Consider the following 16,821-nt stretch of genomic DNA (forward strand, 5'->3'; position numbering starts at 1 on the left):
ATTTTTATAATTAGTTAATTTCTCAATGTAGTTTGTGTATATAATTCCATTCAAAGATACATAATACCCACGTAACTATTTAAAAACACTTCGTTTTTATATCTAAGTTCAAAAAGGAGCTACATAACATGGGTAAAAAAGATTTATTAAGTCAACAACTTGATCATGTGTCATTAGATGCGCTGAATACTCCTAGTAAGGCCCAAGAGCAAATGCAAGAAACATCTCAGGAGGCACATGATTCAAACAAAAAGGACAGTACCCAAGCTTTACATGGCGAAGATTCACCAATTTCAGATGTATATAGAACAACGAACAAACAGTAAATTTAAAAGGGAAAAATCTTAAGAATGAGTGAACTTAATCCTTTTCCCTTTTCCTATTTAAATAACACTTTTATATGAAAACCGTACACATTTTTGACACATCCACTATCACAATCTCCTGAAAATTCGTGATAATATTAATTTGTCGAATACGCCAAATTTCGACATTGCACGACAATAATATCTCCCTTAGTGAATCCCTGTCCCCCAGGGATTTCTCCTTTTATTCATTACTTGTCACTTCACTAAATTTTTACCCTTAACAAAATTCAATCACTCCAATAAATAGACAGCCACAGTATCCTATTTTGATAAAAACTAAAAACATACATACTTAACACTAATAGTAGATTTTTTAACTTCAAATTTACTTTTTCCCTCTTATCTTTTTGTAAACATTAAAAATGAGCTCTATTTACATAGAGCTCATTCGTAATTTTATAGTTTGCTAGACTGCAGTCCTTGAATAAAGGTTACTACTTCAGGATTTACAAGTGATGATAAATCTCCTAATTCTTTTCCTAAGTAAGCTGCTTTAATGACACGTCGCATCACTTTAGAATTTCTTGTTTTTGGTAAATCTTCTACAACATGTATGTCTTTTGGACATAAAGCTTTACCAATATGAGAGTTTACTAAACTCATTAATTCTTTCTTTAACTCTCCAGAGAATGTTATACCGTCTCGTAATACAACAAAACAATGACAAACTTCACCTTTTATATCATCCGGTATACCAATTGCCGCTGCTTCTATTACATCATTATGTTTCACAAGAATAGATTCATATTCAGCAGGCCCAATACGTTTTCCAGCAATGTTTAACGTATCATCTGAACGTCCTGTAATGATATATTGCTCACCGTCATAAATAACCCAATCCCCATGGACCCATTTATTTTCAAAGCGTGACCAATATGTGTTTACATAACGCTCATCATCTTCCCAAAAACTTTTCGTCATACCTACCCAAGGTTTTTCCAAGCATAATTCTCCAACTTCATCACGAATCGGTTTACCTTGATCATCAAGTACAACCGCTGCCATTCCTGGTAAAGATGCATTAAAACTAATCGGTGCTATTGGCTTAATAAGAACATTACCGAAAATCCCACCAGAAATTTCAGTTCCACCTGAATAGTTACAAATTGGGACCTTTCCTTTTCCAACTGTTTCAAACAGCCACATCCACGGATCTGGATTCCAAGGTTCTCCTGTTGACGCGAATACTTCTAAACTTTTTAAAGAATGTTTATTCACATACTCATCACCTTTTGCCATTAATGCACGGATTAACGTTGGCGAAATACCGAGATGAGTAATTTCATATTTATCAACTGTCTCCCATAAGCGGTCTGCTTCTGGAAAGTCTGGGACACCTTCGTACATAACCATCGTTGCTCCATTAATTAAAGAGCCGAATAATAAAAATGGTCCCATCATCCAGCCCATATCAGTTACCCATAATACGCGGTCGCTTTGTTTTATATTCATTCCAAATCCTGCATCAAATGCAGATTTTAGCGGGAAACCAGCATGTGTGTGTACTGTTCCTTTCGGCTTACCAGTCGTTCCTGATGTATAAATGAGCATTAAAGGATCATCACTATGCATTTCTTCAGCATGTATGAATGGTTTTTCTTTTTCTAACGTACTCCATGAAAAATCGTAATTATGCGGTGTAAAATCATTTCCTGCATGACGAACAATTACAACTTTTTCAACAGTTGGACAATGTTCACAAGCTTTATCTACTTCATCTTTTAAAGAAACAATTTTCCCGCGGCGTGAAAAGCCATCTGCGGTAATAATCATTTTTGAACCCGCTGCTTGTACACGCGTCATTACTGCATCAGCAGCAAAACCTGAGAATATTGGTGAAATAATCGCTCCAATTTTCATTACTGCTAACATAGCAACAACTGTTTCAGGAATCATTGGCATGTAAATTGTTACACGATCACCTTTTTCAATACCAGCATGTTTCAAACCGTTGGCAACACGGCTTACCCAGCTGTCAAGCTCTTCATATGTAAATGATTTCGAAGTTCCATTTTCTCCTTCATACATGAGTGCTGCTTGTATTTTCATTTTATCGTCTGCAAGCCAGCGGGATAAAGCAGATTCTACAACGTTACAAGTGCCCCCAGTGTACCACTGTGCAAACGGTGTACCATTTTCTAAATCTAACACTTCTGTATATGGTTCCATCCACTGATAGCCAACTGTTTTCTCAGCTTCTCCCCAAAACCAAGCTGTTTCTTCAATTGACTTATTATAAAAAGCTTCGTAATCTTCATAACCTAATGATTTCATCCAACTAAATAATCGCGTTTTTTCTTTATACTCTTCTGTTGGAAACCAAACTGCTTGTTTCAATGCTTTCCCCTCCTTGACTTTTTAAGCCAGAAAGCCCTAAATAGGGCTTTTAAACTGGATATACAGGATGTTTACGATCCGTGAATACTTGATATTTGCTCATATACATTTCGAATCGTCCTTTTAGCTCTTCACGTAAATTATTTGGATGAACAATACCATCAATCACCATCTCTGATGCTAAACGGTAAATATCAATATCTTTCTTATACTCTTCTCGCTTTTCAGCAATAAAGCTTGCGCGCTCTTCTTCTGGTAAAGCTGCAATCTTATTTGCATATACAGCATTAACCGCTGCTTCTGGACCCATTACTGCAATAGAAGCTGTCGGTAATGCTAAGCAGCAATCTGGTTCAAATGCTGGACCTGCCATTGCATATAAGCCAGCTCCATATGCTTTTCGAACGACGATAGAAATTTTCGGTACAGTTGCTTCACTCATTGCAGAGATCATTTTTGCGCCGTGACGAATAATACCAGCACGTTCTACTTTTGTACCAATCATAAATCCAGGTACATCTGCAAGGAATAATAATGGAATATGGTATGCATCGCATAAATTTATAAACTTCGCTGCTTTATCAGCTGAATCGTGGAATAATACGCCGCCCTTCATACGCGGCTGATTTGCAATAATACCAATTGGCTTACCATCAATACGTGCTAAACCAGTAATTAGTTCTTGAGCAAATAATTTTTTCACTTCAAAGAAAGAACCTTCATCAATAATTCTGTTAATGAGATCTTTCATATTGAAAGGAGCATTTTGATTTTCTGGAATGATTTCTTCTAACGTTTTATCGAACTGTTTCGGTTCTTGAGGTGTAGCCGTAGGAGACTTTTCTAAATAGTTGCTTGGAAAATAAGAAATATATTGTCTTGCCTGAGTAATTGCATCTTCTTCTGTTTTACATAAAACATCTCCGCATCCTGATACTGAGCAATGCATACGTGCTCCGCCCATTTCTTCTAAAGTTACCTTCTCACCGATAACCATTTCAGCCATACGAGGAGACCCTAAATACATAGAAGCATTTCCTTCAACCATCATAACAACATCACAAAATGCCGGAATATACGCACCACCAGCTGCAGAAGGTCCAAATAATAAACAAATTTGTGGAACCTTACCAGATAATTTTACTTGGTTATAAAAGATTCTTCCCGCACCGCGGCGCCCAGGGAACATTTCAACTTGATCTGTAATACGTGCCCCAGCAGAGTCAACTAAATAAAATAACGGCACACGTAATTTCTCAGCCGTTTCTTGAATACGTAAAATCTTTTCAACCGTACGTGCCCCCCATGATCCAGCCTTAACTGTTGAATCATTTGCCATTACGCAAGCAGTACGACCATGAATTTTACCAGTTGCAGTTACAACACCGTCAGCTGGTAATCCTGTTTGTTCACAATTTGCGAATAATGCATCTTCCACATATTCGCCATTATCAAATAGAAGAGCTAAACGATCTCGAACAAATAGTTTTCCTTTTGCTTTGTTTTGTTCATGATATTTCGGTGCCCCGCCCTGCTTAATTGTTTCAACTCGTTCTTCAAATGAATTAGATTGTTGTTTTTGGTCTAACATATTTACTCCCCCTTATAAATAGGTTTGCGTTTTTCCTTAAATGCCTGTAATCCTTCTAATCTATCTTCCGTATGGATTACACCCTCATACGCCTGTTTTTCCATTTGCAATCCGGTATGTAAATCTACTTGAATACCATTTGAAATTGCTTCTTTTGCTAATCGAACAGCAATTGGACCATTACTAGCAATTTGATTTGCAATTTCAATTGCTTTCTCTTCTAGTAAATCAGCCGGTACTACGAATTCTACTAAACCATACTCTTTCGCTTCTTGCGCCGAAATACGTCTTCCTGTATAAATTAATTCTTTCGCTCTACCAACTCCAATTAATCTAGGTAAGCGCTGCGTACCACCCGCTCCAGGTATAATTGCAAGAGAAGTTTCAGTTAGACCTAGACTTGCAGTGTCAGAAGCAATTCTAAAATCACAAGCTAAGCTTAATTCAGTACCCCCACCAAGTGCGATTCCATTTATAGCAGCAATTACTGGTTGTGGTAATTGTTCAACCATCTCCATAGTAGAACGAATCATACCAACAGCATGGCGTACTTGTTCTTCATTCATGTTGGCACGCTCTTTTAAATCAGCACCCGCACAAAACGCTTTTTCGCCAGCCCCTGTTAAAATAACAACGCGCGTATTTGATTCTTCGTTTATTTGAGTTAATTTATTTTGTAATTCTTCTAATAATGCCAAAGATAATGAGTTTGCTTGTCTTTCACGATTTAACGAAATCTTTACAACGTGCGGTGTAACATAGTCAACGGAAATGTTTTGTAATTGTAGCATCTTCTCACCTACTTATCGTTTTATGTTGAAGCGCTCTATACACATGACTCGGTAATTGGATATTTAACTTACTTTGAATAAATTGACTAGCCCTCAATAACTTTTCTTCGTCTATATTTGTTTGGACTCCCAACTTATGGAGCATATGCACTAAGTCATCAGTTGCAACATTACCCGATGCTCCCGGTGCATAAGGGCACCCCCCAAGACCGCCACAAGAACTATCAAAAGTTGTAATACCATATTCTAAAGACTTAACTACATTTGCAAGTGCCATTCCATACGTATTATGAAAATGCATCGCAAACTGCGAAGTATCATACTTCTTTAATAAATGTTCTAATACTTGCTCTACTTGTAACGGATTCGCTACACCAATCGTGTCACCAAGTGAGATTTCATAAATGCCGTATGAAAATAGTTGATTACATATTTCGTCAACTGCTGTGGCACTTATATCTCCTTCATAAGGACATCCAAATACAGTAGAAACATAGCCCCTTACCTTTTTCCCTTCGAATGTTGCTTGTTTTGTTATATCTTCAATTACAGCTAATGCTTCTTTAATTGATTTATTAATATTACTTTTATTATGAGATTCACTTGCTGATAAAAAAACATTCACCTCATCTACATTTTGCAAAAAAGCTCGTTCCAAACCATTTTGATTTGGAACAAGCGCTGCATATGTAACATTTGGATCCCTTTTTAGCTCAGAAAATACATCATTTGCATCTGCTAATGCAGGAACCCATTTAGGGTGAACGAATGAGGAAACTTCAACGTACGACAATCCCGCTTCTGTAAGTAGTTGAATCCATTTTACTTTATCTTTTGTGCCAACAATCTTTTTTTCATTCTGTAAGCCATCACGCGGCCCGACTTCTTTAATGACAGCAAAATTAGGTAGTTTCAATTCGTTTCCCCCTATATATCCCTATTCAATTTCTAGTAATACATCTCCTTCATTTACAAAATCGCCTTCTTGAACGTTTATTTTCATTACAGTTCCGGCTTCTTCTGAAATGATTGGAATTTCCATTTTCATAGATTCCAAAATGACGACATCCTGCTCTTCCTCTACTGTATCTCCTACTCCTACAACAATTTTCCAAACGTTTCCTGCCATCGATGCATATACTTTCGTCATCATTTTTTCCCCCTTAGTAATGTTAAATCTTATTTTTTAACAAGTTGTTTCGTTACAAAACCGGTTGTATAAATACCACTTTTGAATACATCATCTTCCAATACTTGCAGTAGCATTGGCGTATTTGTTTTAATACCTTCTACTTTTAATTCTTCTAAAGCATCATGTAATTTCGAAATTGCCTCTTCACGAGTCACACCATGAGCAATAACTTTTGCAATCATTGGATCATAGAAAGGTGTGATTGTTACATTATTTTCTAAAAAGTGATCGATACGTACACTTTTTGGTAACGTTAAATCTGTAATTTTCCCAGGTGATGGGAAGAATGTTTTCGGATCTTCTGCATAAATACGAGCCTCGATGGCATGACCACTACGTTTTACATCATCCTGTGTAAATGATAGTTTCTCACCATACGCAATAAGGAGTTGTTGTTCAACAAGATCTAATCCAGTAATTTCTTCCGTAACTGGATGTTCTACTTGTAATCTCGTATTCATTTCTAAGAAATAGAAGTTTTTCTGATCATCTACAAGAAATTCAACTGTACCTGCATTTGTATAACCAAGTGCTTTAGCAGCTTGTACAGCAACTTCTCCCATAGCTTTTCGTGTACCTTCATCTAAAAATGGTGAAGGTGCTTCTTCAATTACTTTTTGATTTCGACGCTGTACTGAACATTCGCGTTCCCATAAATACACTGTGTTACCATGTGTATCTGCTAAAAGTTGAATTTCAATATGATGTGCATCTGCAATATAGCGCTCTAGGTACATTTCTCCATTACCGAAGAAATTTTGTGCTCTTGTTTTGTTACTTTCAAATGCTTTGGTGAGCGTTTGCTCAGTTTCCATCAACTGCATTCCAATGCCTCCGCCGCCTGCGGATGCCTTAAGCATTAATGGATAACCAATTTGTTTTGCAATTTCAATTGCTTCTTCAGCAGTCTCAATATTTGTAGTAATACCTGGAACTACTGGTACATCTGCTGCTTGCATTGCTATACGTGACTCAATTTTACTTCCCATCTTCGTAATGATTTCTTCTGAAGGACCGATAAATACGATTCCTTCTTCTTTACAGCGAATCGGAAAAGATGGATTCTCTGATAATAATCCGTAGCCAGGATGGATTGCTTCAGCATTTGTCTTCTTAGCTATCTCAATAATTTTTTCAAGGTTTAAATAGCTTTCTTGGACACGTGGGCCCCCTACTAAGTAAGCTTCATTTGCCATTTTTACATGAAGGGCATTTTCATCAGCCTCAGAATAAATAGCAACGGTACGAATTCCAAGTTTTTGACAAGTTTTCATAATTCGAACTGCGATTTCCCCGCGATTAGCAATTAATATTTTTTGAAACATAGTGATTCCTCCTTTTTATCTACATCCTAAATGTCTTGCAATTACGAGACGTTGAATTTCAGAAGTTCCTTCACCAATTTCTAAAAGTTTTGCATCACGAATATGTCGTTCAACTTCATATTCACGCATATAGCCATATCCACCATGAATTTGTACTGCATGATTTGCTATACGACTTGCAGCTTCAGATGCAAACAATTTTGCCATAGCCGCTTCTTTACCGAAAGGTTTATCGTTATCTTTTAGCCAAGCTGCCTTATGTACTAAATTACGCGCTAACTCTACTTCAGTCGCCATATCCGCTAATTTAAATTGAATCGCTTGGAAATTAGAAATTGCTTTTCCAAATTGTTGACGTTCTTTCGCATATTGCAATGCACGTTCAAATGCAGATTGTGCAATACCTACTGCTAATGCTGCGATTGAAATACGTCCTCCATCAAGTGTATATAAGAATTGTTTAAATCCTTTATTTACATCACCAAGAATATTTTCTTTCGGTACACGCACACCATCAAGTACGATTTCACAAGTATTAGAAGCACGAACACCCATCTTATCGTAAGGGCTTGAAATCGTTAACCCTTCACTAGTAGTCGGTACGATAAATGCAGAAATACGTTTTCTACCATTGTCTTCAACACCATTGATAGCGGTTACAATAATTGTATTTGCATACTCTGCGTTTGTAATCCAGCACTTTTCACCACTAATTACATACTCATCGCCATCTAATACCGCTTTCGTTTGTGTGCCTCCTGCATCTGATCCAGCGTTTGGCTCTGTTAATCCGAAAGCACCTAACGTTTTACCTGATGCCATTGGAACTAAATATTTTTGTTTTTGTTCTTCTGTACCGAAATAATAAATTGGAGAAGCACCTAATGAAATTGTTGCAGCGTAGCTTAATCCTGTACCACCACAAGCACGACCAATTTCTTCAACTGCTAACGCGTACGATACTGTATCGCCACCTGAACCTCCATACTCTTCTGGGAATGGGATGCCTAATAATCCTAGTTCGCCCATTTTTTGAAATGTTTCATATGGAAACTCTGCAGTTTTGTCATAATACACAGCTTTCGGTGCGATTTCCTTTTCAGCAAAGTCACGTACCATTTCTTTAATCATTTGTTTTTCGCGAGTTAGAGTAAATTCCATTCCGCTACACACCCCTTATCGAATATTGAGTTTCGACAGCGTACGAGTTTCTACTACAAACATTACTTCTTAAAAGACAAGAATATTAGTTAGACAATTGCTACAATTCTGTCATAACTTAATTTTAAAACAGATTCTGTACTAATGCACAAAAAAATTCCTACATTGTTCTACAACAACATAGGAGTTTTCGTGTCGAATTATGTAATTTATTGTTTAATAATCTCTAACTTTTCCCGAATCAGAAATTTCTACTAACCCTTCAGGGTATGGCTCAAAATATGTTTGTCTTAATAAATACTTTTCATCAAATCGAATGACCCATGATTTTAAAATTGTAAGCAAACTACTAAGTGGTATTTTCTTTTCTGCATACTTTTGTATCAGTTCTAGAAAATGATCTTTTTCTTGTTTTTTTAGCTTTGTTTTAAAATATCCGAAAATATGCTCACATACATTTACATTCGATGTATAGCGGGGCGCGTGCATGAATAATTCATATAAAGTCTTCTCATAGTTATCAAATACAACTTCAATCGTTTCATTTTTTTGATTTGCAATAATACGCCCTAATTCTTTTTGTTTCACCTTATTATATGCCATAAATAAATACTTATAATCTGATTGAAACGCTACGAGTTCTTTCATGTTTTAGTATGTTTAATCATTTTGTAATGCGCGATTGTAAACAATCTTGTAAAGAAATGCTCTCTAATAATAAAATTCGACAATCTACCTTCTTCTTCAATTGGAAGATGCGAAATTTTTTTATTACTGCTCCGCCAAATAATCCAGTTCCTTTTCCTTTTACTGGCCCTTTTTCAAAACCAGAATAGATTTTCACATCACGAGTTCCACAACTTGGCGAACGATTCTTCAAAATAAAACCGTCAACTTCAGGTAATGTTTGTAAAAATGCATTTGAAAATTCATTCATTTTTTCAGTTACATCTTCTCGTATTGACGGCTGTACAAGCCTATTCGCACCATTTTTTTCTACAATACGTATCGTTTCACGAGGAGTCCCTAAACCAATTTCTACTTCAGGACATACAGGTATAAATGTAACAAATGGCTGCAAGTTTCGAATTGTTAAATCTGGAACCATCTCTCCATTATAACGACAGGCATCAAATTCTAAACATTTACTTACAACAATTATCGGTTTAGCAAATTGTCGCATCACATTACCTCCGTGGCGTTAGTCCATACAATATAAATTGAATCGTATTTTCAATTTCCACTTCATCGTCCCATTTCTCTTCCGGCAATAATAAAAACCTCGTTAAGAGCAACCCTAATACAGCTGATAAAGTAAGACGTAATACGGAAGATGGCGGAAGTTCAATAATTTCCCCTTCTTCTTGAAACTTTGCAATCAGCTTTTTAAAATGTACAAGCAGTTCTGTTTCTATTAATTGTTGTATTTCACTTTTTAGTTCCGGCTGAAATGGTACTTCTTGAATTAATATTTTTATCATTGGAAAGTGCTTTTTAGCAAATTCAAATCTATTTTGAATTATTACTCTTAAAAGCACTTCATACGATTCATACTCTGTTTTAAATATTTCTTTTGCAAAGGCTTGTACGAAAAATGGTGCAGCAAACTTTGTTAAGGTCGGCATCACGACTGCAAACAATAAATCTTTTTTCGTTTTATAGTAGCGGAAGATTGTTCCTTCCGCTACACCAGCTCGCTTTGCAATTTCACTCGTTGAAGTTGAGGCGTACCCTTTTTCTCCAAACATATCAACTGCTGCCTCTAATATACGCATTTGACGTTCATTACGTTTATCAGTATTCGTTGCGGCAACTAATTCTTCCAGCCAATCCTTCTTCATTTATTGTGCTCCTTTTTATCATCATTATATTTTGCGATGTTTCTTTAATGCAAATACATTTCCTACTGCAAATAATAGTGAAAAAAGTAGTAATACAGTAAGATCTAATGCAATCTCTGTAAACCCTTGATTCCGAATCATTACTTGTCTCATAGCGTCAGCACCATATGTGAGTGGAAATAATTTACCTAACATTTGTAACCATGTATTCATGGATTCCATTGGAAACAACCCAGAAAAGAATACTTGTGGCACGATAACAAGCGGTATAAATTGAATCATTTGAAATTCATTATTTGCGTATGCCGATAAAAATGTGCCTAATGTTAGTGCAGTTAAAGAAAGCATACATGTTATAAGTAGCGTTAGCCATATTGAGCCAGCTACATATAAATCTAAAATATAAACTGAAAAACTTACAATTATAATAGATTGTATAAATGCAAAGATTCCAAACCCAATAATATATCCTACAACTATTTCCCATCTTCTCACTGGTGTGGACAATAATCTCTCTAATGTACCACTTAAACGTTCTCTTACAAAAGATACTCCGGACAATATAAATACAAAGAAAAATGTAAAGAAACCAATTAATACGGGACCAAGCCCATCAAACATCGTAATGTCTTTAGAGCCATGTAAATAATCCACTTCAGGCTTCATCATTGATACATTATTCTTCTCTGTACTCTTTTGCAATACTTGAAGTACCGCGCGGTTTTTTGATGAATCACTGCCTTCTAATAGAAGAATCATTTTTCCATTTTCTAAATGAATTACTGCATCTACCTTTTGCTTTTCTAACTCCGAAATTGCTTTGTCTTTACTATATTCATAAATTGATGCTTCTTGATTTTTCATTGCTTTTACTATAGGAGCAGGCACATCGACTACAGCAATGTTCGGTATATATTCTTTTTGTGTAAATACTAGCGACAATAACCAAAGTAATAACATTGGTGCCCCAAACATCATTGCTAACGAACGCTTATCTCGAAAAAATTGACGAATGATACGGATAACTACACCATTAACTCTCATGATTCAATCACTCCTTCTAACATAAAGACATCTTCAATTCGTCCGGATGACGTTTGTTTTTTCAATTCCTCCGGTGTGCCAATCGCAACTAAATTCCCTTCTCTAATTAGCCCTAGACGTTCGCAAAACTCAGCTTCATCCATAATGTGCGTTGTTACAATAATAGTAGTGCCTTTCTTTTTAAGATCATAAAACTTCTCCCAAATCGATTTTCGAAGAAGAGGATCTATCCCAACTGTTGGCTCATCTAAAATTAATATTTCTGGCTCATGAAGGAGTGCTATCGCTAATGATAAACGCTTTTTCATTCCACCTGAAAAGTGCTGTACTTGCTTTTTCATATGCTCTGATAATTGTACAAGTTCAAAAACTTCTTCAATTCTCTCTCTCTTACGCTTACCTTTTAACCCATACATCGTTGCAATAAAATCTGCATTTTCATATGCCGATAGTTCTTCGTATAATGCATCAGCCTGAGCCATATAACCAATTCTTTTCATTTCATTTAGATTAGGCATGTTTGTATTAAAAACAATTACATCCCCTGTAGTTGACTCATTAATACCTGCAATCATTTTAATGAGTGTTGTTTTCCCTGACCCGGAAGGTCCAACCAATCCAAAAATTTCTGCTTTTTCTATTTGCAACGACAGGTTATGCAAAACTTCTTTTTTTCCAAATTTTTTTGATACATCTCGTAAAATAATTGAAGATTGTTGCACTAAAAATCCCCCTTTTCTTTAAAATGAGTGAGTACTCACTTTTATTTTACTCTTGCGTAATTATATGTCAAACTTCATTGATTAGTATTTATTTTCCATCAACAATATTAAACAATGAAACAGAGTCGACATTAGAATATTTTTTCTTAAAGTCGACTCTGTTTCATTGTAAATTATTCGATTTTTGTTATGTTTTTAAATTTAAATACCTTCTAATTCTAGCAACATCTAATGAATATTCGATAACTATTTGCTGTATTGGTAATATAACCGTTTCCGGATATAAATGTGCATATTGTAACGTTTCTGCATACTTTTCCAACCGTTTTTCTAAATACTTTACAATTTGCTCAGGATGACTTACTAATAAAGACGTACTATAATAATGAATTTGCTCCTCAATCGCCGTATATTCTTCAATTTCAAATTCTTTATGCATTTGTACACCCCTTTATATTTTTAATATTGCTTAATAATAACTATTTTAACTCGACTAATTTTTAAGTTTTTTGATTATTTACACTATAACAAACTCAATAGGTCAAATTTTGTTACTTTATGTAACGTTGAAAAATTTTAACAAAATTGTAATGGAAACTTGTACTGAAGAAAAATTAGCTTTAAATTATTCTCCTGAACAAAAAAGCCGTACAGATTAATTTAACTGCACGACTACAATCTCAGGTCTATTAAAAACTCTTTGCGGAATGATACTATTGCCTAATCCTCTACTAACTATCATAGACGTATTTTGTTGTTCATATAAACCCGCTGTATATTTGGGCAGTATTCCTTGATTAGGAGCAACTAATCCCCCGATAAAAGGTAACCGAACTTGTCCCCCATGTGCATGACCCGATAAAACTAAATCTACTTTCTCCTCAGCATACTCTTCTAGAAATTCAGGCCTATGGGATAATAATACATTATACCTATCTGGCTGCGTTTCAATTTTTGCTTTTACAATTGCATCTTTTACAATACTTCCTTCATCAATATCTCCAGTATTAAATTCCGGATCATCAATTCCTAACAAGTTTATTTCGTGTCCTCCCTTTTGTATTATTACATGTTCATTTCTTAAAACAGTGACATGCTGTTTCTTTAATTTTTTTTCTAAACTGTTATATTTTCCCGACCACTTTTCATGATTTCCTGTCACAAAATATATAGGATACTCTTTTACAAGTTCTCGTATTACTTGCATACTAATTTCTGCATCGTACGATTTACTATCTATTAAATCACCAGTAATAACAATGATGTCAGGATTCGAATTTTTCACTTTTTTGATTAATACGTCCTGATTATCACCAAATTTTTTATTATGTAAATCTGAAATTTGTAGTATTTTATATCCTTTAAAAGAAGAGGGAATTTTACTAGAGGTTATTTTAACCTCAGTTATACTTATTAAATTGTTTTGTAAATATAAAAAGATACTAATGCCTACTAATATACCAATAATTAATATGATTCTTTTAGTCTTCTTGTTCATATTTCCTCCTAAAATCTTGATCAGTACTGCAATTCACAATAAATATTACGTGCCCTTCGCATTCAGAATAACTGAAATTTTTTAATTGATTTGTAGTATTTGTTATAGTTTTATACGCCACTAATAAAATTTTTCAATCTCATTCGTATTAGCTCATTCGCTATAAAGTGGAGCTTTGATATCCTAGTTGTCGTGCATGAGTGTATGATGTCATGCTCATTTTTTAGTGAATTTATAGCGAATCACTGGAAGCTTTTCATCATATTATTATTTATCTTACTTAGTTTGATAACGATATAACGATAATTCCTATAGTTTTTTATAAAAAATTGTGTACTTTTCTTGAATTATATACGACATTTGCTTGCAAATATATTATTACCACTCCGATTTTAATTTGTTTAAAACGTACATAGAGAGAATTGAAACACTAAATTGCCTTATGAAAAGGTATTACTGTACTATTTGTTAGAAAATTGAAAAAACATGTGTAGATAGATATCATTGTAAATGAATATATAATTAATTTTGATTTTCTGACATAATTCTTAACCTAGTTTTTGCGTGCATTATGAAATAAAATATTGCCCCATGTCAGTCTTTAAAAAATTATATATCATAACTTTAAGGGAGGAAGAAAACTATGAAGATGAAAAGAAAAATCATGATGACGACAGCACTTGCAGCTACATTAGCTACAGGTGCACTACCGACTACATCGGTGTTTGCTGCAGAAAAAGAGGCTCCTATCCAACAAAAAGAGGCACAAATGAGTATTCAACCATTCGCACAAAATAATTTGGAAACAGCGGTTAACGCTGCCTTAAATGGTCCAGAAGTTAAAAAAATTAAAGTATTTGAGCATGAATTTAATGTAAAACCAATTGAAGTAGTAAATTTAGGTGGCGGTAAAACATATGTTAAGGGACAAATTTCTCATCATTTAAGTTTTCGTCCAGATGATCAATTTTATTATGAGTTTACAGTGCAAGATGGAAAGGTAATAGATAAGCCTGTATTTAATATTGATAGAGGTGGTTGGACACCATTTGCTGCTCCACTTTTATCAATTCTTGCTGCGTATAATGGGATTCCAGTTAATCCAAATGATTTAAATGCACTTGGTCAGCAGATTGGGAAAGTTATAGATGGCAGCTGGGAACATGCAGCCCAATCTATCGCAACTGTAGTTAGTTTAAGTTTTAATGAATAGAATTTTTAAATTTTTATTAGCATTGTAGAGATCCACTTTTCCTAAGTAGCCTTGTTATAAGAAATTCTGAAACAGCTATTAATAGATTTTTACCACTCAGTCACATTATCTTGATTTGTTAACCAGCTTATCATTCATTATATGTCACAAAATAGAAGTCTTTTTTAAGGCTTCTGTTTTGTTTGTATACAATACGATAAAAGGTTGTTTTTTCGAGTCCATACTTCGATTCTTTAAGAATCCGTTTGGCTATTAAGTACAATTCATTACAACAAATTATTAAAGTCTCAAATAACTTACACCTCCTATTTTTTAATTTTTTTCAAATACAACAATTCATTATTTAAAGAATGAAAACAATAAATATAGTAAAAAACCATCTTATTTTAACTATTGTTTAAAGGTCAGGAGAGATAAAATGAACAAAATGAAAAATTTCTTTAAAATTAGCATCCTCACTTGTTTTACACTAGTAAGTTTAAGTACACCATCTACTATTTTTGCTGATAGTCATCCCGGTTATTCCTATGAATCCAATATAGGCTATCAAAATCCAGCTTGGATGTCGAAAGTAGCAGATTCAATAAAATTAAGTGAATTATCTATTCCAGGGACTCACGGTACAATGGCTTTACATGGAGCAAGTTTTCTTGATGAAAATTTGACAAGAAATCAAACTATGAGTCTACCACAACAATTAAATTCCGGAATTCGATATGTAGATATGCGTGTTAAACGTGTAAAAGATTCTTTTGCAATGTACCATGGGATTGTAAATCAAAAAGCAATGTTTGAAGATGTATTAAAAGAGGCAATTCAATTTTTAAAAGATCATCCTACAGAAACAATTTTAATGCGCTTAAAAGAAGAAACTACTCCTGAAAGTGGCTCACTATCATTCGAGGAAATACTTAATAAATACAAAGACCTTAATTCTTCCTATTTTTGGGATCCGAGTTCTGTACCAACTTCAAAAAGAAATAATCCTACTCTAGGAGACATCCGAGGGAAAATTGTAATCTTACAAAACTTTACAGCCTCTCAGCAATATGGTATTAATTACGATAGCTTAAATATACAAGATACATTTGAAATTGAAAATGGACCAGACGGAATATATGAAAAATGGAATGCGGTGAAAACCCACCTTCAAAATGCAAATAATAATTTTAACAATGATAAAATCTATCTTAACCATTTTAGTGGCACAGGTGGTGCTGCTGCATTATTAAATAATGTTTATCCTTGGTTTGTTGCAAGTGGTAAAGAGAGCAGAAATACTGATAGTAACCCCAAGATGATTCAAAAAGCTACAACTAATGCGTGGGAAGATTTCCCTCGTGATATAAATGGTCAAGTATTTTATGGTGGAATGAATACACTTGGAACTGAGTTCTTACAAAAAGGTGGAATTAAACATACTGGTATCATTGCAGCTGATTTTCCTGGACCAGGTTTAATTGAGAGTATCATTAAATTAAATGGTATATATTCGAATGAAAAAGAAATATTAATTTCGCAAATTTCTTCCGAATCTAGTCCTTTATCTGGTCAAAAAAATCGATCCAGTCAAAACTTTAAAATTGATAGTTTACCTGTAGGTACTAAGGAATTAAAATGGGTTATTGAACCTTCAGAAAAAGATTATCCTTCTTCTATTTCTTTCAATGTAATGATTGACGTTTCCCTAGGTACAGATTCTACTCTTTGGAAAAATATTTCACATGAATCTAGGACC

15 protein-coding genes and 1 pseudogene are annotated in these 16,821 nt (G+C 34.5%); 3 read left to right on the plus strand and 13 right to left on the minus strand.

The annotated features are described in order from the left end of the window. Nucleotides 1–128: 128 nt before the first annotated feature. Nucleotides 129–326, plus strand: a complete 198-nt coding sequence (locus ACFWDE_RS26095) for a hypothetical protein (protein ID WP_377895709.1) — start codon at nucleotides 129–131, stop codon at nucleotides 324–326. Between the two features lie 438 nt (nucleotides 327–764). Here the strand turns inward: ACFWDE_RS26095 and ACFWDE_RS26100 are convergent, their stop codons facing one another. From ACFWDE_RS26100 to ACFWDE_RS26160, 13 genes and pseudogenes are all read right to left on the minus strand, one after another. Continuing rightward, nucleotides 765–2,705: an AMP-binding protein gene (locus ACFWDE_RS26100; RefSeq protein ID WP_377895710.1), complete on the minus strand. Its 1,941-nt coding sequence runs from the start codon at nucleotides 2,703–2,705 to the stop codon at nucleotides 765–767. Between the two features lie 49 nt (nucleotides 2,706–2,754). Next, a complete protein-coding gene (locus ACFWDE_RS26105) occupies nucleotides 2,755–4,296 on the minus strand; it encodes an acyl-CoA carboxylase subunit beta (RefSeq protein WP_377895712.1) in 1,542 nt (513 codons plus the stop codon). A 2-nt stretch (nucleotides 4,297–4,298) separates the two neighbouring features. Beyond that, a complete protein-coding gene (locus ACFWDE_RS26110; RefSeq protein WP_377895714.1) occupies nucleotides 4,299–5,087 on the minus strand; it encodes an enoyl-CoA hydratase in 789 nt (262 codons plus the stop codon). 4 nt (nucleotides 5,088–5,091) lie between these two features. After that, complete coding sequence (gene mvaB, locus ACFWDE_RS26115; protein WP_377895715.1) at nucleotides 5,092–6,003, minus strand: hydroxymethylglutaryl-CoA lyase; 912 nt, start codon at nucleotides 6,001–6,003, stop codon at nucleotides 5,092–5,094. Nucleotides 6,004–6,024: 21 nt separating this feature from the next. Then, nucleotides 6,025–6,240 carry an acetyl-CoA carboxylase biotin carboxyl carrier protein subunit gene (locus ACFWDE_RS26120; protein ID WP_001987345.1) on the minus strand — a complete coding sequence of 72 codons (216 nt, stop codon included), beginning with the start codon at nucleotides 6,238–6,240 and terminating at the stop codon, nucleotides 6,025–6,027. A gap of 26 nt (nucleotides 6,241–6,266) precedes the next feature. Then, a complete protein-coding gene (locus tag ACFWDE_RS26125; protein WP_219918545.1) occupies nucleotides 6,267–7,604 on the minus strand; it encodes an acetyl-CoA carboxylase biotin carboxylase subunit in 1,338 nt (445 codons plus the stop codon). Between the two features lie 15 nt (nucleotides 7,605–7,619). Next, entirely contained in the window at nucleotides 7,620–8,765 is a 1,146-nt protein-coding gene (locus tag ACFWDE_RS26130; RefSeq protein ID WP_377895717.1) for an acyl-CoA dehydrogenase, read from the minus strand. 216 nt (nucleotides 8,766–8,981) lie between these two features. Further along, nucleotides 8,982–9,948: pseudogene (locus ACFWDE_RS26135) on the minus strand (YbgA family protein). 4 nt (nucleotides 9,949–9,952) lie between these two features. Continuing rightward, nucleotides 9,953–10,606 (minus strand): TetR/AcrR family transcriptional regulator, encoded by a 654-nt coding sequence (locus tag ACFWDE_RS26140; RefSeq protein ID WP_002065518.1) that lies wholly within the window; start codon nucleotides 10,604–10,606, stop codon nucleotides 9,953–9,955. Nucleotides 10,607–10,630: 24 nt separating this feature from the next. Continuing rightward, the gene (locus ACFWDE_RS26145) at nucleotides 10,631–11,650 is read right to left on the minus strand and encodes an ABC transporter permease (protein ID WP_377895720.1); all 1,020 of its coding nucleotides are present in this window, start codon (nucleotides 11,648–11,650) and stop codon (nucleotides 10,631–10,633) included. Next, nucleotides 11,647–12,372 (minus strand): ABC transporter ATP-binding protein, encoded by a 726-nt coding sequence (locus tag ACFWDE_RS26150; RefSeq protein WP_377895723.1) that lies wholly within the window; start codon nucleotides 12,370–12,372, stop codon nucleotides 11,647–11,649. The genes ACFWDE_RS26145 and ACFWDE_RS26150 overlap by 4 nt, the downstream gene beginning before the upstream one ends. A 187-nt stretch (nucleotides 12,373–12,559) precedes the next feature. Beyond that, nucleotides 12,560–12,811, minus strand: a complete 252-nt coding sequence (locus ACFWDE_RS26155) for a hypothetical protein (protein ID WP_002017002.1) — start codon at nucleotides 12,809–12,811, stop codon at nucleotides 12,560–12,562. 216 nt (nucleotides 12,812–13,027) lie between these two features. Then, nucleotides 13,028–13,870 (minus strand): metallophosphoesterase, encoded by an 843-nt coding sequence (locus ACFWDE_RS26160; protein WP_377895726.1) that lies wholly within the window; start codon nucleotides 13,868–13,870, stop codon nucleotides 13,028–13,030. 643 nt (nucleotides 13,871–14,513) lie between these two features. On the opposite strand from ACFWDE_RS26160, the gene ACFWDE_RS26165 reads away from it, so the two are divergent. Together ACFWDE_RS26165 and ACFWDE_RS26170 are read left to right on the plus strand one after the other, a co-directional pair. Continuing rightward, the gene (locus ACFWDE_RS26165) at nucleotides 14,514–15,083 is read left to right on the plus strand and encodes a hypothetical protein (protein WP_002147836.1); all 570 of its coding nucleotides are present in this window, start codon (nucleotides 14,514–14,516) and stop codon (nucleotides 15,081–15,083) included. A 418-nt stretch (nucleotides 15,084–15,501) separates the two neighbouring features. Next, on the plus strand, nucleotides 15,502–16,821 hold a 1,320-nt coding region (locus ACFWDE_RS26170; protein ID WP_377895729.1), incomplete at its 3' end, for a phosphatidylinositol-specific phospholipase C.

The sequence above is a fragment of the Bacillus sp. NPDC060175 genome (assembly GCF_042728695.1).
Classification (GTDB): Bacteria; Bacillota; Bacilli; order Bacillales; family Bacillaceae_G; genus Bacillus_A.